23 protein-coding genes and 2 pseudogenes are annotated in these 26,840 nt (G+C 70.8%); 9 read left to right on the top strand and 16 right to left on the bottom strand.

Translation table 11 applies throughout. From position 1 onward, the window contains the following. Positions 1 to 16: 16 nt before the first annotated feature. The 8 genes from AB0G14_RS27655 to AB0G14_RS27620 form a co-directional block, all read right to left on the bottom strand. On the bottom strand, positions 17 to 637 hold the full coding sequence (locus AB0G14_RS27655) for a disulfide bond formation protein DsbA (RefSeq protein WP_357702268.1): 621 nt from the start codon (positions 635 to 637) through the stop codon (positions 17 to 19). Further along, a complete protein-coding gene (locus tag AB0G14_RS27650) occupies positions 634 to 2,094 on the bottom strand; it encodes an MFS transporter (protein ID WP_357702266.1) in 1,461 nt (486 codons plus the stop codon). Before AB0G14_RS27650 ends, AB0G14_RS27655 begins: the two co-directional genes overlap by 4 nt. Further along, the gene (locus tag AB0G14_RS27645; RefSeq protein ID WP_357702264.1) at positions 2,095 to 3,255 is read right to left on the bottom strand and encodes an AMP-binding protein; all 1,161 of its coding nucleotides are present in this window, start codon (positions 3,253 to 3,255) and stop codon (positions 2,095 to 2,097) included. Beyond that, positions 3,252 to 4,250 (bottom strand): hypothetical protein, encoded by a 999-nt coding sequence (locus AB0G14_RS27640; protein WP_350712340.1) that lies wholly within the window; start codon positions 4,248 to 4,250, stop codon positions 3,252 to 3,254. Before AB0G14_RS27640 ends, AB0G14_RS27645 begins: the two co-directional genes overlap by 4 nt. Continuing rightward, positions 4,247 to 5,050 (bottom strand): alpha/beta hydrolase, encoded by an 804-nt coding sequence (locus tag AB0G14_RS27635; RefSeq protein WP_357702262.1) that lies wholly within the window; start codon positions 5,048 to 5,050, stop codon positions 4,247 to 4,249. Before AB0G14_RS27635 ends, AB0G14_RS27640 begins: the two co-directional genes overlap by 4 nt. After that, positions 5,047 to 6,495, bottom strand: coding sequence for an AMP-binding protein (locus AB0G14_RS27630; RefSeq protein WP_357702260.1), 1,449 nt, complete (start codon positions 6,493 to 6,495; stop codon positions 5,047 to 5,049). Before AB0G14_RS27630 ends, AB0G14_RS27635 begins: the two co-directional genes overlap by 4 nt. Beyond that, entirely contained in the window at positions 6,492 to 7,175 is a 684-nt protein-coding gene (locus AB0G14_RS27625; RefSeq protein ID WP_357702258.1) for a class I SAM-dependent methyltransferase, read from the bottom strand. Before AB0G14_RS27625 ends, AB0G14_RS27630 begins: the two co-directional genes overlap by 4 nt. 151 nt (positions 7,176 to 7,326) lie before the next feature. Continuing rightward, on the bottom strand, positions 7,327 to 11,556 hold the full coding sequence (locus tag AB0G14_RS27620) for an amino acid adenylation domain-containing protein (protein WP_357702256.1): 4,230 nt from the start codon (positions 11,554 to 11,556) through the stop codon (positions 7,327 to 7,329). A 537-nt stretch (positions 11,557 to 12,093) separates the two neighbouring features. Here AB0G14_RS27620 and AB0G14_RS27615 point away from each other — a divergent pair. After that, a complete protein-coding gene (locus tag AB0G14_RS27615; RefSeq protein ID WP_357702254.1) occupies positions 12,094 to 12,606 on the top strand; it encodes a DinB family protein in 513 nt (170 codons plus the stop codon). A gap of 161 nt (positions 12,607 to 12,767) precedes the next feature. Here AB0G14_RS27615 and AB0G14_RS27610 read toward each other — a convergent pair whose 3' ends face one another. Beyond that, positions 12,768 to 13,391, bottom strand: coding sequence for a DedA family protein (locus AB0G14_RS27610; protein ID WP_357702252.1), 624 nt, complete (start codon positions 13,389 to 13,391; stop codon positions 12,768 to 12,770). Between the two features lie 168 nt (positions 13,392 to 13,559). Next, on the bottom strand, positions 13,560 to 14,153 hold the full coding sequence (locus AB0G14_RS27605) for a hypothetical protein (RefSeq protein WP_357702250.1): 594 nt from the start codon (positions 14,151 to 14,153) through the stop codon (positions 13,560 to 13,562). Here AB0G14_RS27605 and AB0G14_RS27600 point away from each other — a divergent pair. Together AB0G14_RS27600 and AB0G14_RS27595 are read left to right on the top strand one after the other, a co-directional pair. Then, entirely contained in the window at positions 14,143 to 15,579 is a 1,437-nt protein-coding gene (locus AB0G14_RS27600; protein ID WP_357702248.1) for a LuxR C-terminal-related transcriptional regulator, read from the top strand. The genes AB0G14_RS27605 and AB0G14_RS27600 overlap by 11 nt on opposite strands. Before the next feature lie 586 nt (positions 15,580 to 16,165). Continuing rightward, entirely contained in the window at positions 16,166 to 16,480 is a 315-nt protein-coding gene (locus tag AB0G14_RS27595) for a hypothetical protein (protein ID WP_357702246.1), read from the top strand. Positions 16,481 to 16,658: 178 nt separating this feature from the next. On the opposite strand, the gene AB0G14_RS27590 is transcribed toward AB0G14_RS27595, so the two are convergent. Together AB0G14_RS27590 and AB0G14_RS27585 are read right to left on the bottom strand one after the other, a co-directional pair. After that, positions 16,659 to 17,153 (bottom strand): cupin domain-containing protein, encoded by a 495-nt coding sequence (locus AB0G14_RS27590; protein WP_357702244.1) that lies wholly within the window; start codon positions 17,151 to 17,153, stop codon positions 16,659 to 16,661. Positions 17,154 to 17,177: 24 nt separating this feature from the next. After that, positions 17,178 to 17,549: a DUF4267 domain-containing protein gene (locus AB0G14_RS27585; protein WP_357702242.1), complete on the bottom strand. Its 372-nt coding sequence runs from the start codon at positions 17,547 to 17,549 to the stop codon at positions 17,178 to 17,180. Positions 17,550 to 17,636: 87 nt separating this feature from the next. Here AB0G14_RS27585 and AB0G14_RS27580 point away from each other — a divergent pair, with 87 nt between their 5' ends. Both AB0G14_RS27580 and AB0G14_RS27575 read left to right on the top strand, forming a co-directional pair. Continuing rightward, on the top strand, positions 17,637 to 18,215 hold the full coding sequence (locus AB0G14_RS27580; protein WP_357702240.1) for a TetR/AcrR family transcriptional regulator: 579 nt from the start codon (positions 17,637 to 17,639) through the stop codon (positions 18,213 to 18,215). A gap of 81 nt (positions 18,216 to 18,296) precedes the next feature. Beyond that, positions 18,297 to 18,495, top strand: a pseudogene (locus AB0G14_RS27575) (transposase); the annotation flags it as partial. On the opposite strand, the gene sigJ reads toward AB0G14_RS27575, so the two are convergent. After that, positions 18,496 to 19,413 (bottom strand): RNA polymerase sigma factor SigJ, encoded by a 918-nt coding sequence (gene sigJ / locus AB0G14_RS27570; protein WP_357702238.1) that lies wholly within the window; start codon positions 19,411 to 19,413, stop codon positions 18,496 to 18,498. It lies immediately after the preceding pseudogene. Positions 19,414 to 19,514: 101 nt separating this feature from the next. Between sigJ and AB0G14_RS27565 the strand changes: the two genes are divergently transcribed. The 3 genes from AB0G14_RS27565 (at position 19,515) to AB0G14_RS27555 (ending at position 21,779) form a co-directional block, all read left to right on the top strand. After that, positions 19,515 to 19,883: a hypothetical protein gene (locus AB0G14_RS27565; RefSeq protein WP_357702236.1), complete on the top strand. Its 369-nt coding sequence runs from the start codon at positions 19,515 to 19,517 to the stop codon at positions 19,881 to 19,883. A 619-nt stretch (positions 19,884 to 20,502) separates the two neighbouring features. Beyond that, on the top strand, positions 20,503 to 21,300 hold the full coding sequence (locus AB0G14_RS27560; protein WP_357702234.1) for a thymidylate synthase: 798 nt from the start codon (positions 20,503 to 20,505) through the stop codon (positions 21,298 to 21,300). Next, positions 21,297 to 21,779 (top strand): dihydrofolate reductase, encoded by a 483-nt coding sequence (locus AB0G14_RS27555; protein ID WP_357702232.1) that lies wholly within the window; start codon positions 21,297 to 21,299, stop codon positions 21,777 to 21,779. Before AB0G14_RS27560 ends, AB0G14_RS27555 begins: the two co-directional genes overlap by 4 nt. Before the next feature lie 467 nt (positions 21,780 to 22,246). Here AB0G14_RS27555 and AB0G14_RS27550 read toward each other — a convergent pair whose 3' ends face one another. After that, positions 22,247 to 22,888 (bottom strand): isochorismatase family protein, encoded by a 642-nt coding sequence (locus AB0G14_RS27550; RefSeq protein ID WP_357702230.1) that lies wholly within the window; start codon positions 22,886 to 22,888, stop codon positions 22,247 to 22,249. Between the two features lie 109 nt (positions 22,889 to 22,997). Between AB0G14_RS27550 and AB0G14_RS27545 the strand changes: the two genes are divergently transcribed. Then, positions 22,998 to 23,996, top strand: coding sequence for a helix-turn-helix domain-containing protein (locus AB0G14_RS27545; RefSeq protein ID WP_357702228.1), 999 nt, complete (start codon positions 22,998 to 23,000; stop codon positions 23,994 to 23,996). 1,495 nt (positions 23,997 to 25,491) lie between these two features. Here AB0G14_RS27545 and AB0G14_RS27540 read toward each other — a convergent pair. Next, a pseudogene (locus AB0G14_RS27540) lies at positions 25,492 to 25,830 on the bottom strand (dihydrofolate reductase family protein); the annotation flags it as partial. Further along, complete coding sequence (locus tag AB0G14_RS27535) at positions 25,803 to 26,084, bottom strand: hypothetical protein (protein WP_357702226.1); 282 nt, start codon at positions 26,082 to 26,084, stop codon at positions 25,803 to 25,805. The pseudogene AB0G14_RS27540 and the gene AB0G14_RS27535, both read right to left, overlap by 28 nt. Positions 26,085 to 26,840: the final 756 nt, after the last annotated feature.

The following is a 26,840-nucleotide window of genomic DNA, read 5'->3' as shown; positions in this document are numbered from 1 at the left end:
GATCAGCGAAAAGGGGTCAGTCGAAGATCGGCCCCTGGGTGCGGGAGCGCTTCAGCTCGGAGAAGCCGGGCGTGCCGGCGATCAGGACCAGCCCGTCCCAGAGGCGGCCGGCGGCCTCGCCGCGCGGGGCGGGCGACACCACCGGGCCGAAGAACGCGACCCGGCCGGCCGGCCCGTCCACCTCGATGACCGGGGTCCCCGCGTCGGGTCCCACCCGGCTGACCGCCTCCTCGTGCGACCGGCGGATCCGCCCGTCGAACTCGGTGCTCTCCATCGCCGCCGCCAGCGCGGGGTCGAGGCCGGCGGCCCGCAGCGCGTCGCCCACCGTCTCCGCCAGCACGTCCAGGCGGTGGCGCAGGCCCCGATCGTGGAACCGCACGCCCAGCGCCGCGTACAGCAGCGGCACGGCCTCGCCGTCGTAACGCTGCTCGGCGGCGGCCAGCACCCGGAGCGGCTTGATCATCTGCCGGACCGTGTCCTGCTGCTCCGGCGTCAGGTCCTGGTCCTCGTAGAGGATCGCCTGGCTCATCAGGCGCCAGCACGGCTCGATCCCGCGGACCTGCTGCACCTGCACCAGCCACTGGGACGAGATCCACGCCCAGGGGCAGAGCGGGTCGAACCAGAAGCCCACCTTCATGCCGATCCTCCTCCCGCGGTGCCGGTCCCCCGGATCGTGCGCAGCGCGCCGGGCAGGCAGGCGAGGACGCCGACCAGGATCGCCGCCACCGGCAGCACCATCCCGAGCCGCAGCGCCTCCGCGTACCGGTCCACCGGCGCGGCGCCGTCCGCCCACGCCGAAAGGCGCTGCGCCAGCAGCAGGCCCACCAGCGTGACCGCCGCGACCGGCCCGAGCTGGCGGACGGTGTTCAGCAGGCCCGACGCGGCGCCGGCCAGGGCCGGCTGCACCTCGCGCATCGCCACCGCGGCCATCGGCGCGATCAACAGGCCGTTGCCCAGCCCGATCACCAGCATCGGACCGAGGAACGTCAGCCAGGCCGCGTCGAGCCGCATCACCGCGGCGGCCCAGCCCATGCCGGCGACGGTGAGCAGCATCCCGCCGAGCAGGACCACCCGGCCGTCGAGCCGGTCGGTGATCTTGCCGGCGAACGGCGCGAGCAGGGTGGAGATCAGCGCCGGGGGCGCCAGCGCCAGACCCGCGGCCAGGGCGGAGAAGCCCAGCACCGACTGGAAGAACAGGGTCATCAGCAGCATGAAGCCGATGATCCCGAAGGAGACCGCCGCGGCCACGACGACCATCGTCGAGTACGAGCGGATGCGGAGGAGCACGAACGGCACGAGGGGTTCCCGGTCCTGGCGACCGCGCTCGTGCCACACGAACGCCAGCCCGAGGGCGACCGCCGCCGCGATCATGACCAGCGTCCACGGCGCCCAGTCGAACCGTTCGCCCTCCATGAGCGGGAAGGCCAGGCAGAACAGGGCGGCGGAGGCCAGCACGATGCCGCCGACGTCAAGCCGGTGCCGGCGGTCGAAGCGCAGGTCCGGCACCGCGACGAGGGCCAGGACCACCGCCGCGACACCGATCGGCACGTTGACCAGGAAGATCCACCGCCAGTCGAGCGTGGTGACCAGCAGGCCGCCGACGGACGGGCCCGCGACGGCCGCCACGCCGCCGACCGCACCCCAGATGCCCATGGCCAGGCCCCGCCGGGTGGGTGGGAACAGGCTCACGATCATGGCCATCGTCTGCGGCAGCAGGAGCGCCGCGCCGAGGCCCTGCACGGCCCGGGCCGCGATCAGCTGGCCCGGGCTCTGGGCCAGCCCGCAGAGCAGGCTGAACACCGTGAAGACGGTGATGCCCACGACGAACAGCCGGCGCGGACCGAAGAGGTCACCGAGCCGACCGGCGGTGATCAGCAGTACGGCCACCACCAGCACGTACGCGTTGACCGACCACAACACCGTCGGCAGCGAGGCGCCGAAGTCCGCGCGGATGTCGGGGATGGCGATGTTGACGATGGACACGTCGAGCATCGTCAGGAAGAACCCGAGGGCCAGCACCACGAGACTGACCCACGGATTCTCCCGCCATCCCCCACGGGCGGCGGCCTCCTGCTGCAGGGCTTCGGACGTCACTCACTGCCTCCAGATTGCGGGCGGCACCTTGTTGGTGCGCTCGACGCGACTCACCTTGTCGACCCGGCGGGCGGTGATCGCCCCCGGAACCTGCCGGTGCACCGCTGCCAGGTGGTAGAACTGGGCGGTCAGGTGAGCCAGGACGTCCTCGGCGTCGGCGCCCCCGGAATACTCCAGCGTCAGCGCGGTGGCGGCCCTCGGCGACTCGGTGTCGCGGGTCAGGACGAGCTGGGCCTCCTCGACGCCGGGCAGGGTGCGCGCGGACGACACCACCTCACCGACGCTGAACAGGGCGCTGCGCAGGCTCACCGCGTCGTCCGCCCGTCCCAGGACCCGCAGGCCGTCGGGACGACCGCATCGGCACTCGGCGGACGCCAGCCGGTCACCGAGACGGTAACGCACCGCCGGCATCGTCCAGCCCGTGCCACGCCGGGTCAGCAGCGCGCCCTCCTCCTCCAGCTCGAGCATCTGGTCGGGCATGACGTGCAGGGTCTGCAGGTCGCACGCGGGGGTGTTGGTGGCGATGATGTACGTCTCCACCGAGCCGTAGTTGGCCCAGTACTCCGCCTCCGGGAACGCCTTCTGGACGACCCGGTGCTTGGCGTCGGTCCACGGCTCGGCCAGCCAGATGATGGTGCGGATCGGCAGCGTCTCGTTCGCCGCGATCAGGCCCTCGGCGAAGTCGGCGAGCGCGCTCGGGGTGCCGGTGAGCGCGTCGAGGCCGATCTCCCGGAACATCGGGACCCAGTTGCCCACGTCCTCGGGTGGGTAGGCCCCGGACGGCAGCACCGTGCAGCGCGACCGCTCGGCGAGGGCGTGGATGTAGTAGTGCGACGCCCACAGCCGGCCCGGGTTGAAGAGGTTGAGCAGCACGTTGTCGGGCCGCAGCGGCCGCCACTCCCGCAGCACCCGTTCCACCGCCTGGTGGTACGGCACGTAGGTGAGCTTCGGCTTGCCGGTGGTGCCGCCGCTGGACATCAGCGCGCTGCCCGTCTCCCGGGCCAGTTCCCGGGTCACCGCCACGATCTCCGCCGGGCCGCTCACCGCCAGGTCGGACAGGGCGGCGGCGCCCGGCGGCACCGGCGCGCCGCCGCGCCCGTCCAGGCCGCGCGCCTGGGCCAGCACGTCCGCCCAGGGCAGGTTCCCGATCGTCGCGGTCATGCCGCGCCTCCCTCGCGGGCGATCCAGGCGGCGTGCGCCGCGATGTACGCGCGGAACCGCGACTCGATCACCGGTCGCTGGATCTTGGCGATCTCCTCGGTGGTGGCGTACCCGACCGCGCCGTCCGGTTCCACCTCGGACAGCCAGAACTGGTTGCCGTCCCAGAGGAAGTCGGCCGCGAAGTACGGCATCTGGAGCTTCTCGGCGATGTAGTCGATCGAACTCTCCAGTTCCTCCGGCAGCGGCGGGTACTCCAGCCGTCCCCCGTTGACCAGGTTCGCGGTCAGCGACTCGCCCTGCGGGATCCGGCGCAGCACGGTGTGTGCCTTGCCGTCGATGACGTACACCCGGAAGTCGTTGACGCCGGTGCCCAGATAGGGCTGGACGACCACGGCCGTGTCGGCGCCGCCGGCCAGGCCGATCAGCCCGCGCAGCTCGTGCTCGTTGTTGGCGAGGCAGACGCCCTGGCCCATGCCCCAGTACGCGGGCTTGACCAGCATGGGGAAGTCGAGCTTCTCCAGCACCGGCTCGTAGTGTCGGCTGATCGAGTCGCGGCCGGTGCCGATGCGCACGGTGGGCACCCGCGGGACGGGGCAGTCCCGCAGGTACAGCATCGTGGCCATCTTGTCGGTCGTGATGTACGACATGCGCGGATGGATGGGCAGGTAGAAGCCCGCCTGCTCGACGATCGAGTACGCGAACAGCTGGTTGCAGACCTCCTGCACCTGGTGCGGCAGCGACCACAGCGAGGTGACCAGGATGGTGTCCTCCGGGGTGATCCGCTCGCCGTCGAGGAACACCCGGGGCTCGTCGCCGACGGCCTCGACCGCCAGCGCCTCCGCCTTGTGCAGGGACATGGCGAGGCCGCAGTCCTTGGCGATCTCCGTGTAGGTCGTCCAGATGGCGGCTGCCTCCGCCGCCCGCTGGCGCACCGTGCCGCGGTCGGGGTAGATCCAGCAGAGCCGGCGGGCCAGCTGGGTGGGGGCGGGCGTCATGATTGCTTCTCCTCACTGGTCAGGAAACCGCGGACAGCGGCGCCGAACGCCTCGGGCTCCTCGAGGAAACACAGGTGACCGGAGTGGTCGAGGAACTCCACGCGGGCGTCCGGCATGGCCTTGGCCAGCCAGTTGCCGACCTCCGGCGGGTAGACCGCGCTGCGGCGGCCGTGGACGAGCAGGGTGGGCAGCCGCAGGGCGGTCACCCGGTCCCGCCAGTCCTGCGCGAGCACGTCGGACAGCAGGCCGGCGACCGCGCCGGCGTCGGCGCCACGGGCCTGCCGGACGAGGTCCGCGACGAGTGCCGCGTCCGGGGCGGGACCGTCGACGGCGAAGGAACCGCGGACCAGGTTCTCGGCGAACGCCCCGCAGTCGCCGCGCACGTCGCCGAGCAGCGCCGTGGCCCCGGCCCGGTCGAGGGAGCCGAACGCCGCGTACGGCCAGCCGTCGTCGGCGAGCAGCCACGGCGTCTGCTCCACGCTGATCAACCGGCGGACCCGCCGGGTGCCGAACGTCTCCAGGTAGGTCCAGGCGACGGTCGCGCCCAGTGACCAGCCCAGCAGCGTCACGTCGTCGGAGCCGAGGCCCTCGACGACCTCGTGCAGCGCGGCGGCGCAGTCGGACAGGGTGGGCGGCTGCGCCGGCGCCGGCGCGTCGCCGTGCCCGGGCAGGTCGACGGTCACCACCCGGTGGTCGCGGCCGAGGTCCGCCACGGTGGTGTCGAAGAAGTGTCGGCTGGCGGCGAGGCCCGGGACGAGGACGAGGGCCGGCCCGGTGCCGTGGATCTCGGCGCGCATCATCGGCTCACCAGTGCGAACTGGCGGCGCAGGGCCGGCTTGTCGATCTTGCCGACCGGCGTGTACGGGATCTCGTCCACGAGGCGCACCGTCGCCGCCAGCCGGTGCCTGGCCAGGACGGCGGTGACCTGCCGGACGGCGTCCTCGGCGTCGACGCCGTGGCCGGGGCGGACCGCGACGAGCACCCGGTCGGTCAGCTCACCCGGATCGAGCGGCAGGCTCACCACCTGCATGCCGGGACTGGCCGCGCGACACTCGGCGTCCAGCACCGGGGCCAGCACCGGTCCGCCCGGCGCCGACAGCACCTCCGATACCCGACCGATGATCCGGAACGCGCCGTCGCCGATCTCCTGCGCCACGTCGCCCGTCCAGAACTCCCCGTCCCGGAACGTGCGCGCGTTCGCCTCGTCGGCGAAGAGGTAGCCCTCGCTGGTGCAGTCGGAGCGCAGCACCAGCTCGCCGATGTCGGCGTGCCCGTCCACCAGCGGCGCGAGCCGGGCTCCGACGCCGCGTACGGGCGGCATGGCCCCGCTCGTCTGCAACTCGTCGGCCATGTTGCCCAGCGCGAGGCCGAACTCGGTCGAGCCGTAGATCTGCCGGATGTGGACGCCCAGCGTGTCCGCGGCGGCGCGCACCACGTCCGGGCTGAGGTAGGCGCCGCCGCAGAGGGGACGACGCAACCTCGACAGGTCCACCTGTGCGTCGGCGCCGGCCCGCACGAGCATCTCGTAGTGCGCGGGCAGCGCGCTCATCACCGTCGCCCGCTCCCGCTGCAACCGGTCGAGGTACGCCCGCGGCGAGTCGTCCGGGTCGGCCAGCACCAGCCGGGCGCCGCTGAGCAGGGCGGCGAAGACGTGCAGGTCGGTGGCGTGCGCGACGTCCAACGGGTGCCGGCAGTAGAAGACGTCGTCGGCCACGATGCCGGTGTCGGCGAGCCAGCGCCGGCGCTCGGCGACGAACTTGTCCTGCCGCCACACCATCATCTTCGGAAAGCCGGTGGAGCCGGAGGTCCACAGTTGGCGGAACAGGCCGGCGTACGGCTCGTCCGGCGCCGGCGGCGCGTCGGTGTCGAGGTCGTCCAGCGACACGACCGGCACCGTCCCCGGCGCGACGTGGTGCTCCCGTCCGGCGACCAGGAGCACCGGCCGCGCCTGCCCGACGGCCCGTTCCGTGTCGGCGGCGGTGAAGTTGCGCATCAGCGGCACGTACCGGGCGCCGACCCGGGCGACGGCCATGATCAGCGCGACGTAGCGGACGCTGTTGGGCAGGGCGAAGGCGATCGTGTCGCCGGCCCGGACCCCCCTGGCGTACAGTCCGGCGGCGAGCCGCTCGCCGAGCGCGACCAGCTCCCGGTAGCGGATCTGGCTGCCGTCGACGTCGACGACGGCCACGTGGTCCGGGCGGCGCGCCGCGACGTCGGCCACCGCCTGGCAGAGCACCCCGGTCATGCCGCCACCCACGCCGCGTAGGTGCCGAAGCGCCAGTCCTTGGCCAGGCAGTCGACCTGCCCGAACCCGGCCTTGCGCAGCCACTCCAGCTGGTCCTCCAGCGTGGCGCAGATGTCGAGCTTCATCCGCTCGCGGCCGGCGGCCCACTCGTCGGGCGGGCACTCCGCGCGCTGCACGTGCGCCTCGTGCTGGAAGTCGTACATCGCCTCGACCTGCGGGTTGGGACCGGCCAGCTGCTCGACGTTGACGAACACGCCCTGCGGGGTGAGCACCTCGCGGATGCGCTGGAAGAGGTCCTGCTTGTCCTCGTGGGTGAGGTGGTGGATCGCCAGGCCGGACACGACCGCGTCGAAGGGGCCGGCCGGCAGCGGGTCCTTCATGTCGCACACCAGCACCGTGACGCGGGGGTTGCCGGCGAACCGCTCCCGCGCCTTGGCGAGCATCGCGTCCGAGTGGTCGACCAGGGTCAACTCGGCCTGCGGGAGCTGCTCCAGGACGGCGCCGCCCAGCAGCCCGGTGCCGGCGCCGAGGTCGAGGACGCGGGCCGTCTCCGGGACGGTCTCGACGACCGCGTGCACCGCGCTGGCGTAGATGAGGTCGAAGGAGGGGATGAGCTTGCGCCGCATCACGTCGAACGTGCCGGAGTTCCAGATCTCGGGTTTGCTGTCGGTCCTGGTCATCGCGTGGTCCCTTCGCTTCGTGAGCTGAACAGTTGGTCAAGGTCGGCCAGGTGGTGTCCGGCCGCCCTGCGTCCGGGTGCCGCGCCTGCCTCGTCGGTGTTCCGGTGAGGCACGCCGCCGGGCTGCCGTCGGAGGGCCGTGACGGGCCGGGTCAGCACCAGAGCTTTCCGCGCAGGTAGTACGGCTCGGCGTCAGGTTCGTCGGGCCGGGGCTCCTCCGCCGCGGCGATGTGCGCCGCGACGAGGGCGGCGACCTCGGCGACCCGACCGGGGCGCATGACCGAGTAGTGGGTCCCGTCGACCAGGTGCGGGTCGGCGGCGCCCGGCAGGATCTCGTCGAGCGGTACCAGGCCGGGGAAGGCGTCGCGCCGGGTCTCCCGCGCCCGCAGCAGCAGGAGCCGCTCGTGCGGCGCGCCCGGCCGGTGCCCCTCCAGGATCTCGGAGTTGCGGCGGTAGACGCCGAACAGCCGCCCCAGGTCGTCGGCGTCGAGCGGCGCGGCGAGCAGACCCGCCCGGACCAGCGCGTCCTGCAGGGCGCACAGGGCCGCCGGCAGCGCGCCGGCGGGCACCTCCGCGGGCAGGTGGCCGCTGACGTCCTCGCCCTGCGCCAGGTCGGTGAAGAAGCCGGCGAGCCGCTGTCGGAGGCTCACGGCCGCGGCCTCCGGCCGGCCCGTGAACGAGTCGATCGCGGTCACCGAGCGGACCCGCCGCCCCTGCTCCGCCACCAGCCCGGCGACGCGCGCCGACACGGTGCCGCCCATCGACCAGCCGACGAGGTGCACGGTCGCGCCCTCCGGCAGCACGTCGCAGAGGGCTTCGCCGTACCGGCCGGCCAGCTCCGTCATGTCGGCCGGCGGCTCCTCGCCGGGTTGCAGGCCGGCCGCCCGCAGCCCGTACACGGTGGCCCCGGCCGTGATCGCGTGCCGGTCGAGCGCCTCGACCAGCGGCTCGTAGCAGAGCACGTCGCCGCCCACCGGGTGGACCAGCACCAGGGTGCGGGCGTGGTCGCCGTCCTTGATGCGCACCAGCGGCGTACCGCCGTGCGGGTGCTGCTCGGCCCGTAGCAGGCCCGCCTGGTCGGCGACCGTGCGGCTGCGCATCAGCGACGCCAGGGGCAGGGTCCGGCCGAAGCTCGCCCTGATCCGGTGGAACAACCGGACCGCGAGCAGTGAGTTGCCGCCGAGGGCGAAGAAGTCGTCCGTGACCCCGCGTACGTCCGGGCCGAGCAGCTCCTGCCACAGGCTGAGCAGCCGGGCCTCGTCCGCCGTGCGCGGCGCGACGACCGCCTGGTCCGTTCCGCGTACGACGGGACCGGCGGCGAGCCGCGCGACCAGTGCCTTGCGGTCGACCTTGCCGTTCGCCGTCAGCGGCACCGTGTCGACCACGGTGACGACGGCGGGCACCATGTACGACGGCAGTTCGGCGGCGAGGTGCGACCGCAGCGCGGCCGGGTCCGGGGCGGCGCAACCCGGTGCCGGGATGACGAACGCCGCCAGGTACGACTCCCCCCGCCCGGCGGCCACCACCGCGACCGCCTTGCGCACGTCGGGATGGTCGGACAGCCGGATCTCGATCTCGCCGAGCTCGATGCGGTGCCCGCCCACCTTCACCTGGTCGTCCTGGCGGCCCAGGAACTCCAGGATGCCGCCGGGCCAGTACCGCGCCCGGTCCCCGGTGCGGTACCGCCGCTCGCCGGTCACGGGGTCGGCGGAGAAGGACGCCCGGGTCAGGTCGGGCGCGTTCCGGTAGCCGTCGGCCACCCCGGCCCCGCCGATGTAGAGGTCGCCGGGCACCCACGCCGGCGCGTCGGCGAGCTGCCGGTCCAGCACGTGCATGGTCTGGTTGGCCAGCGGATGGCCGTACGGGACGCTCGACCAGCCCGGCGTCAGGTCCTCCGTCCAGAAGTAGTTGGACCAGATGGACGCCTCGGTCGCCCCGCCGGCGGCCATCACCCGCGCCGTGGGGCACGCCTCCGCGATCCGGTCGAGCAGCGGCAGCGGCACCCAGTCGCCGCTGAGCATGACGAGCCGCAGCGCGCGGAGCATCTCCGGCGCCCGGCCGGCCAGGTATTCCAGCGTGACGGAGAACAGGGCGGGCACCGAGTTCCAGAGCGTGATGCCGTGCTGTCGGCACAGCTCCCCCCACCGCTCCGGGTCGGGCACGTCGCTGTGGGCGGGCACGACCACCGTGCCACCGGAGCCCAGGACGGCGAAGATGTCGAAGACCGACAGGTCGAACGCGAGCGAGGACACCGCGAGCACCCGGTCGGCCGACGTCAGGGCCAGCCGCTGCGTCAGGTCCCGCAGGGTGTTGGTCGCCGCCCCGTGGGAGATCACCACGCCCTTCGGGGCGCCGGTGGAGCCGGAGGTGTAGATGACGTAGGCGGTGCGCCGCAGGTCGCCGCCCAGGCCGTCGGGGCCGGTGCCGCCGGGGCCGGAGCCGCCGTCCGTCGGCACCGCGACGACGGGCAGGTCGGGCAGCCCGTCGAGCGGCGCGGCGTCGACGGCGACGACCGCGGTCGCGCCGCTCTGCCGCAGCACCTCGCCGACCCGCGCCTCGGGCCAGGTCGGACCGACCGGCAGGTACGCGCCGCCCGCCCGCAGGACGCCGAGCACGGCGACCGGCTGCTGCCACGACTTGGGCACCCGCACGGCGACCAGGTCGGTGCGCCCCGGATCCGCGCCCACGCCCGCGTCCCGCAGCCGGACCGCCAGCGCCGCCGACAGGCGGTCGAGCTCGCCGTAGGTCAGGCTCCGCTCGGCGTCGACGACCGCGACGGCGTACGGCCGGCAGCGCATCTGGTCCAGGGCCGCCTCGTGCAGCTCGCCCGTCAGGCCGGGCGCCTCGGTGCGGTTCGCCCGCCGGCGGCCGGCGAGCTGCCGGTCGGGCAGCGGCTGCGGGCCCGCCCCCGTCCACGCGTCGGCGTTCGCGGCGAGCTGCCGCAACCGGTGCCGGTGGTATTCGGCGAGGTCGTCGACGAGGCCCGGCGGGTACGACGACCGGTCGTGGTCGAAGTTGCACACCAGCGCGCCGTCGAACTCGAAGACCTGGTGGTCGAGGAGCACCTCGGGGGTGGCGATGGCGCTGTGCGCCAGCGTGGCGGCCGGAAGCGCGAGCCGGAAGCCGTCGGAGATGCCGGGCACCAGGTCGAGGCCGCTGCTGAACACCACCGGCACGGGGTTGCCGACGCTGCCGTCGCGCCGGTTGAGCTCCCGGCCGACCGCGACCCCGGAGAACTCGCCCGCGTCGAGGTCGTCGTACAACTGCTTCTGCAGCGCCTGGCACCGCTCGACGAAGGAGCCGGGCATGTCGTCGTACGTCACCAGCAGCGTGCTGGCAGCGTTGCCCCACATCCGTTCCCGGCCCGGCGCGCCGGTCACCCGGTCCGAGTACAGCACCGACACCGTGCCGGGCTGACCACCGGACCAGCGCAGCAGACACTCGACGTAGAGGGCGAAGAGCGCCAGGCCGGCCGACACCCCCTGCTCGGCGGCGTGGTGTCGGAACCGCTTCCAGTCGTCCACGTCGAGCTGGTGCGCCACGCGGTGCAGCGGCACGTCCCGGTCGGGCTCGGCGGCCTGCGTGTCCAGGGCGCGCGGCAGATCGGGGGCGGGCGGCAGGCTGTCCAGGCGGGACCGCCAGTACCGCTCGGCCGTCCGGCGGGCCGGCAGCGACCTGCGGCGTTCCTGCTCGACGAGGTAATCCGCGAAACTCTCCGCCTCCGGCGCGGGCCGATGGGAGGGATCGACGTAACAACGGGCCAACTCGGCGAAGAACAACTGGATCGTGGCTCCGTCGAACACCGTCAGTCGTAGCGCGACCTGCAGATGGGTCCCGCCGTCGGGCAGTCGGACGAATCGGAAAAGGAAGGGTCGACCCGCATCGTGCGGCGGCATGTCCGACACTATTTCGCGGCGCAGTTGCCCCAGTTTTCCGGGCACCTCGTCGATGCGGCAGGCCGACAGATCCCGCACGTCCACGAGCAATTCCGGCCGGTCGTCCACTGTTGGGGCGAAATGCTGCGTGGCCTCCGGCATCACGCGCGTACGGAGCACGGGACGCACCTGTCGCAGCCGGGCGAGAGCATCGGCGAGACGCTCCGGGTCGGGCGGCGTGGCGGCGGGGAACGCGTACTCCTGGATGTAGAGAGCCGGCGAGGCATGGCCCGCGACCCCCTGCTCACCGATGAGATACGCCTGCTGGAGGTCGGTGAGCGGCAGGTGGGTCGGGCCGCCGGCGAGCGCAGTGCCCGGGGTGGACCCGCCCGTGGACCCGTCCTCGCCGAGCAGCGCGACGAGTTCGGCGATGCACGCCTTGATTACCGCTCTTGATTGTTCATCGAGCGATGGTGGATTTGACTGCCCGTTCCGAATACTTGACAAAAAAGCCGCTTCCCCCCGTGGGAACACAGGCATTCGGCAATCCCCCTAATGATTTCCATCCGACGCCATGCCGGACAACAGCTCATCAGATACCGGATTTGCGATTCCCGACTGTAGTTGACCAAGTCGACCCGAACACTCAGGATGATCAGTGATCTGGATCACAGCACTATTTTCGGCGTCACCGAGCGTCAGGACCGGCGCGATTGATTTGCAAATTCGCAGGCCGGCACCCGATCTTCGGGTAATCGCTCCGTCACTGATGCCTGACGATGGCATGGGAATGTCACCTACCCGGCAGCAGCACTGGCGGGCCGGGGTGGCGAAGGAATCCCATGTAGCGCATAATGCGCGACCGAACCGCTGCGGCAGCCCGATGAGTGCCGACAGGGGAGGAATCGTGCCGCATCGACGGATAAGCAGGATTTGGCGGTTGCGGCGATCGGCCGGCAGCCCTGGAGGCGGCGGCGACGACTGTCGAAGGCCTGGATGTCCCGACGCCCCGAAAATGTCGGTGTCCGACGCTACGGTGCCCCGATGACCGACGTATCCGTCGCACCCGTGGTCCGCATCCGCCCTCCGGAGGACGGAGGCGAACGCGAGATCCTGTCCGGCCTGCTTGACTTCCTGCGTGCCTCGGTCGTGAACAAGGTCGCCGGGCTCACCGACGAGCAGGCGTTCGGTCGGCCGGTGCTCGCGTCCGGGCTCACCCCCGCTGGGCTGGTCAAGCACCTGACCGGGGTGGAACGGTACTGGTTCAGCATCGACTTCGCCGGTCAGGAACTACCTCCGCCGTGGGCCGACGACGAGCCCGGTGCGTTCGCTCTCACCCCCGAGGACTCGCTGGCTGAGATCGTCGAGGCGTACCTGGCTGAGTGCGCGCGGTCCTCCGCAGTCGTAGCGGGCGCGGCGCTCGACGACCGTGCCCGGGCCGCCGACGTTTCCTTCACGCTGCGATACGCGCTCACGCACATGATCCAGGAAACCGCGCGTCACTGCGGCCACCTGGACCTGCTGCGCGAGAGCATCGACGGGCAGGCCGGCGAGTAGTCAGACCTGCCGGCTGGCTGGCACGGCAGCCACAGCAGCAGCCGCCATCCCCGCTTGCCGCTCACCTCAATCCGGTTGGATCCGTGCTCACGCAGCAGGTCGGTGGCCCGCCGCCCAGAAAGCCCGGCCGTGGGCGCCCCCGCGGACGATTGGCGCACCGGTCAGCGGTCGGCCCGACCCTGCCGGACCCGACGGTGCCGCCGCCACACGTACAGCACCACGGCGGTGGCGATCACGGCCAGCAGGGCCCACTCGCCGATCCCCAGCTCACGCTCCAGGCGATGGTAGGAGGCCGCGCCCAGGTAGCCGAGCAGCGCCACGGTCGTCGCCCACACCAGCCCGCCGGCCAGGTTCGCCCGCAGGAACGGCAGCCACGGCATCCCGCCGGCGCCAGCGACCATCGGCACCACGGCCCGCAGGACCGCCACCCACCGGCCCACCACCACCGCCCACGCACCGCGTCGGGCGATCAGGCGGCGGGCAAGCCGGATGTCGGCGCGCCGGCGCGCCGACCCGGAGGCTCGGGCAAGCATCCCCGGGCCGTACCGTCGGCCCAGCGCATAGCCGACCTGGTCACCCAGGCACGCCCCAGCCGTCCCGGCGACGACCACCGCCCACAGCGGCAGCTCGCCGGTGTGTGCCACGAGCCCCCCGATCAGGATCGCCGTCTCGCCCGGTACAACCAGCCCGAGCAGGGTCGAGGACTCCAGGGCCGGCAACACGAACACCAGGGCCAGGACGAGGACCGGCGGTAACCCGGTAAGCACCGCCACCACCCGGTCCACCCTCTGATTGTCGCCCACAACCGGTTGGTTCGCGGCCGAGAACCCCCTCCGGCACCACCGGGCGGTCGGGACCGGCATCGACCGCCGTGGCCCTGGCGACGGCAAGCCGCCAGGAAGCGACTCCGCCCAACGAGCGCAGGCCCGCACCACCGACAGATATCGATGGAGTCAGAGGTCACCAGCACCGTCGGCCGCCGGACCGGATCGGGCACTCTCGGAACCCATCGGCGGGACGCGGGGGAGGCCGAGGGCGGCGACCTCGCGTACGGCCTCGGCGATGGCCGGGGAGTCCTTCCGCAGGATCGCACCGTGGTTGCTCGCGACCTTCGCGCTGATCCGGATGTTCGGGTTGCGGGCGGTCACCGTGTCGAGGCTGGTGCGTATCCGTTCCTGCTCATCGCCGCGGCTTCCGAAGGACGTTCCCGAAGCGACCACATACCGCACCGGGACGGTGATGTTGTCCAGCACGGGGCCCAGCTCGCGCTCGCGGGAGATCACGCCGATCTCGATGTTGCTGTTCGCCTGCTGTTCGGCCGTCATCCGCGGGGTCAGGCCCGTCGGGCGCAGCAGCGGCAGGAACCAGCCCATCCGCCGAAACAGCTTCCGGATCCGCTGCTCCATGGCCTCGTCGAGCCAGTCGTGCGGGTACGCGCCGTCGACCAGGACCGCGCCCAGGGTACGGTCCGGATTCCGGCTGGCCCAGTGTGCCGCGACGAACGCACCGTAGGACCGTCGCGGTTGGCATTCGCCGGTGACGCTCAATCTTGACGACCTCTCCGGTTACGTCGAGCGCGACCTCGACGCCGACCTCGCACGGTGGTTCTCCGACCGTTCACCGGTCACGGTTCCCGAGGAGACCCGGCCGGTGGCGCCGATGCTCGACCGCCTGCCGCCGACGGGCGCGGCTGCGCTGACGGCGTTCGACCGGCGGGTGCGGTCGGGGCGCATGCCGCAGTTCCTGGACGTGTACGACTGGTCCTACGGGTTCGACTTCGCTGCGAACGGCTGCGGGATCCTGGACGCCGACTACCAGACCGAACTCACCGACGACGACGTCTACGCGATCGGCGCCGACGGCTGCCACCAACCCGTCCCGACCTCACCAAGCACTACTAACCTCTTCCCCCAGCATGGCTCGGCGGGAGAAGGAGAAGCGTTGATGCTGGCGGAGGTCGGCCTGGACGAAACGTGTGAGCTGGTCTACCGGGCTGCCCTTCAGCGCCCGGTGTGGAGTCTGGAACAGCTCCGCGACGCCGTGGACCAGCCGGCGGCAGAGGTCGACGCGGCGGTGCGGCGTCTTATGGAAATCGGACTGCTCCGGCGGCCCCACGCCGAGCAGATCCGGCCGGTGAACCCGGCCGTCGGGTTCGCGCCGCTGCTGTCGTACGCCGAGGCACGGCTCGCTCGCCAGACGCGAGCGGTGGAGCTGACCCGGGCGGCCGTCGCGGAGATGTCGGCCAGCTTCCGGGCCAGCCCCGCGCTACTGCACGACGTCGAACTGCTCGACGATCGGGACGCCGCCTGGCTGTGCGTGGAGGAGATCGCGGCGAAGGCAACGACGAGCATCCAGTGCCTGGCTGCCGCCGGCGGGCCGCCAGGGCTGGAGACCAGCACCGACTACGACCCGGCGTACCGGCTGGCGGAGTTCGCCGCCGCGCGTGGGATCCGGGTACAGCTGATCCTGCTGGACAGCATCGTCAACGACCCGCGGCTGCTCGCGGGCGCCCGGCGGGTTCATGACAACGGCGTGGAGGTCCGAACCACCCCGACCCTGCCGGTCTGGACGTTCGTCGTCGATGACCGGTACGTGGTGATTGCCGTCGACCCGGCGGACAACCAGCGGGGCGTCATCCGGGTGTCCCACCCGGGCCTCGTGGCGGCCGCCGCCGACCTGTTCGGCCGGCACTGGCCCTCCGCGGTGCCGATCGAGCAGCAGGCTTCCCCGCCAGCAGGCGAGCTGACCCGGCAGCAGCGGCACCTGCTCCAACTGCTCGCGGCGGGCGCCAAGGACGAGAGCGTCGCCCGACAGTTCAGCGTCTCCGCCCGCACCGTCCGGCGGATGATCGCCGACCTGGCCGACCGGATCGGCGCGACCAGCCGGTTCGAGCTCGGCGTCCAGGCGGTACGCCTCGGTTGGCTCGACGACACACCCCAGCCGGCACCGGGCCCCGAGCCGTTCCACGGCTGAGCCGCCGATGGCGAACCCGCCGGCTGCCACGAGGCAAACTCGGCGGGTTCGCTACCCACGTACCCGCGTGGAGCCGTCCACGGTGGCCTGAACCCGTACGTCGACCCCGATCGACGCGCCGCAGCCGGGGTCACCGCTTCGTCGCTTCTCGAGGCCCGCGCGGCGGCGGTGTTGTCGCCAGGGGTACGCCTGTCGATGTCACCACCACCGCCGTACCGGGCAGCAGCAGCCTCACGGCTGTGCCCATCGCGCCGCGAGCGACTTCCCACCCACGCATCGCCGTCACACCTCGCTGCCAAACAGCGACCGTGAGAACTGTGCTGAGCAGAGGATGGGAACGCGTGGTCGCCACGAGCGCTGGCCCGGCCTGTCCGAATGCGGTCATGGCCGCAGCCGGACAGCTCACTAGACCTGGCGTCGCCCGACCTACTCACTAACCTGACGTCGCCGGGCTGCTCCCGGCGACACCGTACCTCTCAATGGATCGATAATCATCTTGAAGAACACAAGGAATGGGCTGATCGCCGGGGCGGGTGCATTGCTGCTTCTGCTCTGCTGCGGCTTTGGCATTTTCGGTTACCGGGTCGTGTTCAAGGACGACGCCGAGGATGTGGCGGAGAAGTACCTCTCCGCCGTCCAGGACAGAAGCCTCGATGACCTGCGGGCGGTGATCTGCGCCAGCGAGCAAAAGAGGCTCGATGACGATGATGAGTGGGATGACGACGAAGGCCTGCTGGACTGGGAGATCACATCCAGCAAGGAGCGCGAGAACTCGGCGACCGTGACCGCGGAGTTCACCGGAACCGACGGCGGCAAGATCAGAACCGGCAACATCACCATGACCCTCCTCAAAGAGGACGGCGACTGGAAGGTCTGTGACGTCGACGAGACGCGGGACTGACTCGGTAGGGGCGCGACCGCGGCATGCGGTCGCTCCTTCCCGGATGTCAAGGCTGCCGGTGGGCCAGGCCTGCGCACCTTCGTCATGACTCCACCGTGCCCCGCCGACCGGCCCGCGATACGGCCGTCGGCCGGCTGGGCCGGCAGCCAAGATCGACGGTCGCGAGTCCGGTCGTCGGTCAACGACGGGCGGCATCCCAGGCTGGGCTGCCCCGAAAGTACGTGTCGTACAGCTCCTGCACCTCCAGCAGGCTCTCCGGCGGCACCTTGCCGTAGGCGATCCGCTCCAGGTGCCGGAAGTACTCGAACCGTTCGACGCCGGGGGTGATGACGATGAGGATGTCGGCGTTCTCGCCCGGGGCGGCGGCGAATGCGTGCGCCACGCCCGGCGGCACGATCACCAGGTCGCCGCGCTCGGCGGTGACGACCTGCTCGCCGGAGAGCAGTTGCGCGGTGCCGTCCAGCAGGTAGAACAGCTCGGCCGAGTTGGCGTGGTGGTGCGGCCGGGCGCCGTCCGCGCCGTCGGTCAGGGTGACCCGCTGGGTGGAGAGGGCGCCGCCCGTGGCACTGCTGTCGGCGAGCAGCCGGATCGTGGTCGGGGCCCGCCCCACCACCTCGGCGTCGGCGTCGCGAACGACGACGGACCTGTCGAACTCGGGCGTGATCAGGGACATCGGACGGCTCCTTCGCGGGGGTGTCTACAGGGCGAACAGCAGGATGGCGTCGAGGACCACGACCACGGCTGTGGCGAAGTGGATGCCGAAGGCAGCGGCCTTCGTGCCGCCGTGCCGGAGCACGACGACGGTGTCCCCCAACGGGTTGAGCGCGACGATCAGCATGAACCAGGCGACCGCGTCGGCGGTGGTGAAGGCGATCAGGGCGAGGCCGAGCAGGCCGTAGCTGAGGTCGCGCAGGCCCTTGATCGTGAGGTAGGCGGGGTCGCCGTCCGCTGTGGCCGGGACGCCGTAGCCGGCCGCCGCGGCCCGGGGCGCCAGGAGGAACCGGGCGCCGATGAGGACGACGAAGAGGCTGAGGACGACGGCGAGCCCGTAGGCGAGGGGGCTGAGCATGTTCGACTCCGAATGCTAGCAGCGCTAGATATGAGAGCGAAGTTAGCAGAGCGACGGCAGATTGGCTAGCGATGCTAGAGTTCGGTCATGTCGATTCAGGCGCGCCGGGAGCGGGAGCGGGCGGAACGGGAGCGGGCGATCGTCGCAGCGGCCCGAGAGCTGGCGGAGTCGGAAGGCTGGGACGCGGTCACCACCCGCCGGCTCGCGGCCGAGATCGAGTACAGCCAGCCCGTCCTCTACAGCCACTTCAAGGGCAAGGACGCGATCATGGCGGCGGTCGCCGTGGAAGGCTTCGGTGACCTGGCCGATGAACTCGCCGCCGCCCGGGCCGCCGTGACCGACCCGCGGCAGGCGGTGGCCGACGTCGCCACGGCGTACGCCACGTTCGCCGAGCGGCGGCCCGCCCTCTACGACGCGATGTTCAACCTCGCCGTCGACCTGCCCTTCGCCAACCAGGACGTGCCGGTGGACCTGGCCCGGGCTTTCGCCGAGCTGGCCGAGAGCCTGCGCCCGATCGCCGGCGACGACGACTTGGAGACGTTCACCGAGACCTTCTGGAGTGGAGTGCACGGCCTGGTCACGCTGATGCGCAGCGGCCGGCTCCGGCGGGAGGAGCACGAGCGGCGGCTGGCCCTGCTGGTCGACCGCTTCACCCGGCCGGGGTGAGCTGACCGCAGGGAGGAGTGCACCCGATGGCCGACCACGCACCCGTCGCCCTCGCGACCGACGAGCCGCTGCTCAGCCACCTCGGCGCGCGACACCGAGCACGGCTCCGGCCTGGGCGCCCAACGGTGGGTTGCGGAGCGGGCGTTCGCCCATCTGCACTGGTTCCGCCGCCTGCGGATCCGCTGGGAGATCCGCGACGACATCCACGAAGCATTCCTCATCCTCCGGATGCGCGCTCATCTGCTGGCGACGACGGCGCGCTCTGCGGAGCGAGGGCTAACTAGCCCTCCCGCGCCCACGGCCGCAGCTTCTCCGGGTTGCGGACCGCCCAGATCCGAGTGACGCGCCCGTCGGCGACGTCGAACGAGGCTACGGTCACGACGACGCCGGCACGCTGGGCCACCAGGCCCGGCACACCGTTGACCGACCGCTCCAGGAGTTCGAGCCCCGGAGCCTTGTCGGCAATGGCGACCATGTACTGGGCGATGCGCGCGCCGCCCTCGACCGGGCGCAGGACGGTGCCGACCATGCCGCCGCCGTCGGCGGTCATCACGGCAGCCGGGTTGAGGAGACCGACGAGGGCTGCGACGTCCTTGGTCTCCCATGCCTCTTTGACATGCCTCACCACGTCGGCCTGGCCGGTCGCCGTCACCCGAGCGCGCGCGACGCTCACCCGCCGCCGGGCGGAGGCCGCCAGCTGCTTGCAGGCCGCAGGGGTCCGGCCGAGAACGTCGGCGATCTCGGCGAACGGATACCGGAAGACCTCGTACAGGACGAACGCCACCCGCTCGGCGGGCGTCATCGACTCCAGGACGACGAGGAAGGCCATGGCCACCGACTCGTCCAGAACGATCTGGTCGGCGGGGTCCGCACGGCCGGTGGGGTCGGCGCCACCTGCGTGGTCCCACTCGGTGCGGTCGGGCAGCGGCTCGGGCAGCCACGCGCCGACATAGCGTTCACGGCGGGCCCGCGCCGAGCCGAGCAGGTCCAGGCAGATGCGGCTGGTCACCGTCGTCAGCCAGGCGCCGGGGGAGAGGATCTCCTCCTGCCGGCTTCGCGGCAGCGCGTACCAGCGTGCGTAGGCATCCTGTACGGCGTCCTCGGCCTCGGTCACCGAACCGAGCAACCGGTAAGCGACATTGATCAGTTGACGTCGCTCGCCGACTACCTCATCTGCGCTGGTCGCGACAGTCCCCATGCTTCCGGCCGTCCCCTCGCCTTACCTTCTGCAGGCCCGCATCGTCGGACTGGTGAGACCTTATCGACCTACTGCCCGAGGGCGGAAAAGGGGACTGTGACATGGCCACTCAGGTGACGGCGAACGCACAACGCAGTTCCTCGTTCCTGCAGATCGCGATCGCCCTGCAGACCCTGACCATCTTCCTTCAGGCGGTCTCCGCCGGGCTGCTGCTGACCTCGTCCTACGGAGAGACGCTGCACAGTGTCGGAGCCCGTGTGATGTACGGGGCGTCGATGCTGTACGTGCTCGCGGCGGTGCTGGCGTGGAAGCCCGGTGGCAGCTCGCCCCGGCCGGTCTGGCACGCGTCAGGATTCCTCGCACTCGCCTCGGTCCAGGTCGTGCTGGGCATCGCGCACGTCCCGTCGGTCCATCTCCCCCTGGGTGTCTTGATGTTCGGTCTGAGTGTGCTGGCACTGGCCCGGCGCTGAGGTCCGGCGTGCCCCTTTGCCGCCGTGGCTGCGGCTGCCGTTACCGATCACCGGTTGACATGGTCTTCGGCACCGGTCAAGCGCGGGGCCCGCTCGTCATGCTCCCGGCACAGGTCAACGTCCTCGCCAGCGATCCACCGGTCGCCGAAGATGACTCCGGAACGCGCGACGTGCCAGGTAGCGTTCCCGGGCCGTCCTCTTCGCGCGCCGCCAGCCCTAGCTTGATCGCACCCTGTTCGACTGAGGTTCTGCTCAAGGTCTATGCCAGTGCATCGATGGGGAAGAGGCCACGTCAACAGCCGGATCGACGAGGCGTTGACCGGCGCCGCCCGGCCCGCATGATGGTCGCCGTTCCGGATCTTGCCCCGGACACCTCGGTTGACCTGGGCAGGCACCGTCAAGATCATTCCGCGCATGTTCCCCGACCCACGACAAACGGCGGCTCCCGGTGGCCTACGGCTACCCATGCCGGCCAATCGAGCGTCGTACGTATTGCCAGTTCAGACGATGTTTTTGCTGATCTTCGACGTGCCCCCGGCAGGATTCGAACCGATCACGCGTTCGCTGATCGCCTACGACCACCAACCCCGCTAGGAACTACTCGTCTAGGCTCGCCGGCATGCCGGACACGCAGTACGAAGACCTGCTCCGCCACGTGCTGGACACGGGCGCCCGCAAGGAGGACCGCACCGGCACGGGCACGCGGTCGATCTTCGGTCACCAGCTGCGCTACCGGCTGTCCGATGGCTTCCCGCTGATCACGACGAAGAAGGTCCACTTCCGCTCGATCGCGTATGAGCTGCTGTGGTTCCTGCGCGGCGACGCGAACGTCACGTGGCTGCGGGAGAACGGCGTCACGATCTGGGACGAGTGGGCAGCGCCGGACGGTGATCTCGGCCCGATCTACGGCGTGCAGTGGCGGTCGTGGCCGACCCCGGACGGCGGGCACGTCGACCAGATCAGCGAGGTACTGCGCACGCTTCGCGAGAACCCCGACTCTCGGCGGATCATCGTGTCCGCGTGGAACGTCGCCGACATCCCGCGGATGGCGCTGCCGCCATGCCACGCGTTCTTCCAGTTCTACGTCGCCGACAGCAAGCTCTCCTGCCAGCTGTACCAGCGCAGCGCGGACCTGTTCCTCGGCGTGCCGTTCAACATCGCGAGCTACGCGCTGCTGACGCACATGATCGCCGAGCAGGTGGGCCTCGGCGTCGGTGACTTCGTCTGGACCGGAGGCGACTGCCACATCTACGACAACCACGAGGACCAGGTCCGCACGCAGCTCGCACGCGAGGCGCGGACGTTCCCCACGCTCAGCCTGAAGCCGGCGGACAGCCTGTTCGAGTACACCTACGAGCACGTCGCGCTCGACGGCTACGACCCGCACCCCGGCATCAAGGCACCGGTGGCGGTGTGATCGGGCTCGTCTGGGCGCAGTCGGCGAACGGCGTCATCGGCCGCGACGGAACGCTGCCGTGGCACCTGCCGGAGGACCTGAAGCACTTCCGCTCCCTGACCGCGGGCGCGACCGTGCTCATGGGCCGCCGCACATGGGAGTCGCTGCCACCGCGGTTCCGGCCGCTGCCGGGCAGGCGCAATCTTGTGCTGTCGCGCACGCCGCAGGAGGGCGTGGAGACGTTCCCCGACCTGCCGCAGGCGCTCGCTGCGGTGTCCTGGGACGTGTGGGTGATCGGCGGCGCGGCGGTGTATCGGGCGGCGCTGCCGTTCGCGGACCGGCTCGTGGTCACCGAGATCCGGGAGCTCTTCGAAGGTGATACGCACGCGCCGGACGTGGGGCGTGCGCCAGACTCCGTTGGGGCGTGGCAGGAGTCGTCGACCGGGCTGCACTACCGTTTCCTGACCTGGGACGAGGTCAGCGACAGGCGGCGACTGTAGCCGTACTGGCCAGGCAGGTACTGAAAACGCCAGGCATCTGGACGGGCAGGAACCGCAGCCAGCGGGCCTCGCAGGTGCTAGTCCCCGCTCGGTGCACCGCGTCCCGGTAGCCACGATTCGTGCCGCAGCCAGGGTCATTCCGCCCAGGATGACTATGGCGGCGGCGGTCCCGGTGATGACGCGGAAGTCAGCGTATCCGGCGCCCCCGACCGGGGCGACGTTCTCGGTCAGAGGGTCCAGAGCGAGCAGTCCGACCGGGGTGAGTAGGACAAGAAGAGCCCAGAGCCCTCGGGCGTCACCACGCAGAGACAGTACGGCCGCGGCGAGCACGGCGGTGAGCAGGAGGACCGCGCCGGGCCTCCCGGTCGACCTTAATGAGGCCCGCGTCCTCGCGGAGCCCTCATGGGTATTTGGTTACGCCCCGCCACGCGCGACAATTGTCAGTCGCGCTCGTGGGCGCGCGCGGATCACGCCTGCGCGGCGCGCTGCGCACCCGTCACGGCGGAAGCGCCGAGGTCGGACTTGGGCAGCGGCCGACTGGCGGCAACAGCGCCGGACCAGGTCGCGGTGCCGGCGACGGCGGCGAAGTTCGAGTTGAGCAGCGCCAGCAGGGTGGTGTGGACCGTCTTGGCGTCGGCGAAGCCGGCCTCGTTCGCGATGTTGATCGCGCCGGTGGCGTCGGAGAGGACCTCGGCGGCCAGGCCGTGGGTCTCGGCCTCCGCAGCGGAGGCCAGCACGCAGTTGTTGGTCATGTAGCCGACGAGGGTGATGGTGTCGATCTCGCGCTCGCGCAGCCAGGCGAGGAGGTCGGTGCCGGCGAACACGGTGCCGTACTGCTTGACGACGGGCTTCCACTCGTCCGTGCGGCGGCTTTCGACCTCCGGATGCAGCCGGAAACCGGGCTGGGTGGGGTTGAACACGGGTGCGTCCTCGCCCGCCGTGTGCTGCACCGCGACGACGGGAATGCCCGCGGCGGTGGCCGCGTCGATCGCGCGCGTGATCTGCGGCAGCGACTCGGCGTGGGGCGGGTACTGGATCTCCAGCGGGCCGCCGCCAAAGTAGTCCTGCTGCACGTCGACGAGGATGAGTGCGCGGCGAGGGGTGGTCATGGCCTGTGCTCCTTGGTCTCGGTGCCGCCGTCTTCGTGGGCGACGCATCGAGTCTGCGGGCTGTGAACCGCATCGGCCATTGGCACGCGTGCAGCGTTACGATGGATTCGTGCCAACGTCCGAGAATGCTCTGCGGATCGCCGTCTACGCCTTCGACGGCGTCACCATGTTCCACCTCTCAGTGCCGCAACTTGTCTTCGACGAGGTCGCGCGGCAAGGCCTGGGCAACTGGCAGACGATGCTCTTCTCGGACCGCGCTGGGTCGATCCGCACCGCCGAGGGCTACACGCTCGGCGAGGTGCGCGGGCCTGCGGCGGCTGAAGGGGCCGATGTCGTGGTCGTCCCTTCCTGGTTCGAGGACGGTCGTGCTGCCGGGCCGGCGCTTCAGCGAGCTCTGACCAGGGCCCACGGCCGCGGCGCGACGGTGGCCGGGCTGTGCCTCGGGGCCGTCGCCGTCGCCGATGCAGGCCTGCTGTCCCGACGCACGGCCGTGACGCATTGGCAGGCCGTTGACATGCTCGCTGCGCGTCACCCCGACGTCGACATGGACGTCTCCGTGCTGTACATCGATCACGGTGACGTGCTGACCTCGGCCGGGACCGCGTCGGCGATCGATGCGTGCCTGCACTTCGTCCGCAGCAGGCTCGGCGCGGCGGCGGCCAACCGGGTGGCGCGCAGTCTCGTGGTGGCCCCGCACCGTGAGGGAGGGCAGGCGCAGTACATCGAACGACCGCTACCCCCGCATTCCGGTGACGACCCGATCGCCGGAGCGCTCGAATGGGCGCTGCAGCACCTGGCAGAACCCCTCACGGTCGATCGGCTGGCCGCCGTCGCGCACATGAGCCGACGCACCTTCATTCGAGCGTTCCAGGCTTCTACAGGGGTCACTCCGGCCGTCTGGGTCAAGCGTCAGCGCCTCGACGAGGCCCGTCGACTGCTGGAGTCGACGGAACTGTCGGTCGACCAGGTCGCTGCCGCATGCGGCTTTGGCAGCAGCGTCACGCTGCGGCAGAGCTTCGCCGCGGCCTTCGACACCTCGCCGTCGGAGTACCGCCGACGGTTTGATACCCGTACCGCAGACCGTCCTGCAGGAGGCTCGCGCTCGTAGCGCTCGAACGACTCCGGCCCCGGTTTGTGACCCGTGAACTCGCCTATGCAGGCAATCAACCAGTCCGTCACCCGGCGGTAGTCCAGATAAGGAAATCGAGAGGCGGCTGCGGCATCCCTCCTGGCGAGGACTACGCCGACCAGAACCACCTCCGCGCGGCGAGCACCCAAGCCGGGCCCCGTCCGAGCATCGGGAGCGGTCGTGGGGCCATGCAGACCCGCGACGGCCGCTGGCGTGTCGAGATCGTCCGACGCGGAAGCGACACTGCCACCACCGTAGCGACGACCGGCTGGCCCTCGTCGCCTTCAAGGAGCCGTCGCCCTGTTGCCGGCACTGCTAACCGCCGCGCTTCCCCCAGATCACCGAACATCCACTCCAAGAGGAACGCCTCCAACACAGCATCTTCACCGCCACCCGCGCTACCGCCGCCGATGCACCGGCCGTCATCGCGGTGGACGCACTGCGAGAAGCCGGCGCTGCGATCACGCGCAACCGCTGCGACATCGAGGCCACGCTGTGAACAGCCAGGACCGCAAGGGGCCAGCCAGCCTCACACCCAGCACAAGCCAACCGCTCGAACCGCAAACCCACCGATCAACCTCGACACGCGCGTCGATGAAATCGACGATTCCCCTCGTCGCCACCGCCAGCACCAGACCGACCCACCCAGACCCCACCGGACAGGCCGGTACGTAGGGGATGTTCGTCGGACGAGCAGCCACCGAGCAGCCACACGCCCAAAAGGACGGACAAGCGAAGGGCCTGACCCGCGTTCCGCAGGTCAGGCCCTTACGATCTTGTGCGCCCGAAGGGACTCGAACCCCTAACCTTCTGATCCGTAGTCGGAACCGGGCAAAGAATCTCTATCCTGATCTTAGGCTCCCAAAACGTACTGGTTTGCGGCCGTGTATCCACACGGAGCGCTTTTCGTTTCCGCTGGTCCAGGCGTTGCTCTCGGCAGGCCACTGCTGTCGACGGCTGGCAGAGCTGTTGCGCTGCTGGAACAGTCGCGCCTGTGCTGATGGGGTGCCGAACGTCCGAGCACCATCGGAGCACCACACGATCAGCTCGCGGAATCGTCAGGCCAGCGATATCTGCCTCATCGTGGTCCGGGTGGCCGCTCAGATGAAGGGCGGCAGGTCGGCGATGGAGCGCCCGTTATCCCGCCAGCGGCTCATCACAATCTCGTCAAGGCGCTGATGGCGGTGGGAACAGGTGGTCGAGGTGATAGCGGAGGAGCGCTTGCGCCGCCTCGGGCGTGTGCCGTCCGACCAGGATGCTCGTGCCGAGGCCGTGGGTGATCAGGAGATGGCGGGCGGCTTCGACCGCAGGGTTTCGGTCGGCTGATATGCGGCTCTTCACAGTTGAGGGGGTAATCGCTGGTTGGATGTTGGTTGGCGCGTTGGTCCCGGGGCAGCGATGCGCAAACGCAGCCGGAGGCGCGAGCTTGTGTCACCGTTCGCAGTGGACTTCTTCGCGTACCCGCTCAGATCGGTCAACGGCGCACCCGATAGCGCAGGTGAAGCACCCGGTTGCCTTGAATCACCACGTCAGGATCCTCCAGCAGGTGCTGCGCGTGGACCGACCCGAAGTAGCGCTTGCCGGACCCGAACACGACGGGTACGACGTCCATGCGCACCTCGTCGACCAGGCCTGCGGCAAGCACCTGGCCACCGACCTCGCCAGCGGCGACCTCGACTATGCGGTCACCCGCAAGCTCCTGCGCCTTGGCCACGGCTGCCTCGACGCCGTCGACGAAGTGGAACGACGCCTCGGGGTCCCAGCCCTCGGGCTTCGGCCGGTGCGTCACGACGACCACGTGGTCGACCCCGCCAGCGTGGTGTCGGCCTGGCAGTTGGCGAAGACGGCGCGGAGACCCAGCAGCGGAACGGTCCAACATTGCCCGGGTTGCAGCGAGCCGAAGGAGGTCTGGCCGCCTGGGCCGGTCGCCTCGGAGCCGAGGTCTATCGGGTCGCCGAGAGCGTCGTTGTTGATGACGAGCAGCAACGGCCAGGTGAGGTTGACGCTGAGCCGGTCGGAGCCCCACACATAGGTCTTCCCGCGAACCTTGACTATGTAGCTGTACATGCCTGTCGCCGACCTCGCCTTCCGGGCTCGGTGTCCGTGCGAGCGAGTTGCGACGGACGCCCGAGACGACGTGTCCTGATCGCTACGGTTTCTCTGGTGCGGTGGGCGAGGTGTACGCGGTGGCCCGTGTTCCCGGTGGACGTCACGCTCATGGCACTCACCATAACCCGGACAAACGGCGCATAACTCTTCCGTCACGCTTCTAGTTCGGACATGTTGAGGATCTTGCGTTCCGGGACTGGACAGCCGATCACAGCCCGTCGGCTGCTCATCGCCTGCTCACCGAGAGGCCGCCGCTGCCACCGGAGGTCGACCTAGCGGCGTACCGGATTGTCCAGGAGGCGCTACCAACGTGACCCGGCACGCGGCCGCAACCGCCGCAGTGGTCCGGATCCGCGCCGCCCACGACGACGTGCTGGTGGAGATCGACGACGACGGGACCGGCGCACCGGCGAGAGGGTGCGGTGGCCGGTCATTGCGGCGAGCACGGTGGCGACGGCGTGCAGGTCGCCTTGATGTAGGTGATGGTGCCGGGTCCCCGGCGGTGGGTGTCCGGCGTAGGCGCCGGCCACCCCGTAGCCGAAGTGGTGGCGGGCCCGCAAGTTGAGCGGGTGATCTTGAGTAGTGCTCACTGAATAGTTGAGTTCAATGCTCCGCTTGCGGAGCAATAGTCAAGACTTGTGGATGAGAAATCTTGATCAGGCGGCTGCGGCGTCGGTCGTGTCGAGTTCGGCGGTGGGTCGTTCGACGAGTTTG

This window comes from Micromonospora sp. NPDC023814, from assembly GCF_040639595.1.
In the GTDB taxonomy this organism is placed as follows: domain Bacteria; phylum Actinomycetota; class Actinomycetes; order Mycobacteriales; family Micromonosporaceae; genus Micromonospora.
Note: the sequence above shows the minus strand (reverse complement) of the source record. Positions and strands in the feature narration are given on the sequence as shown.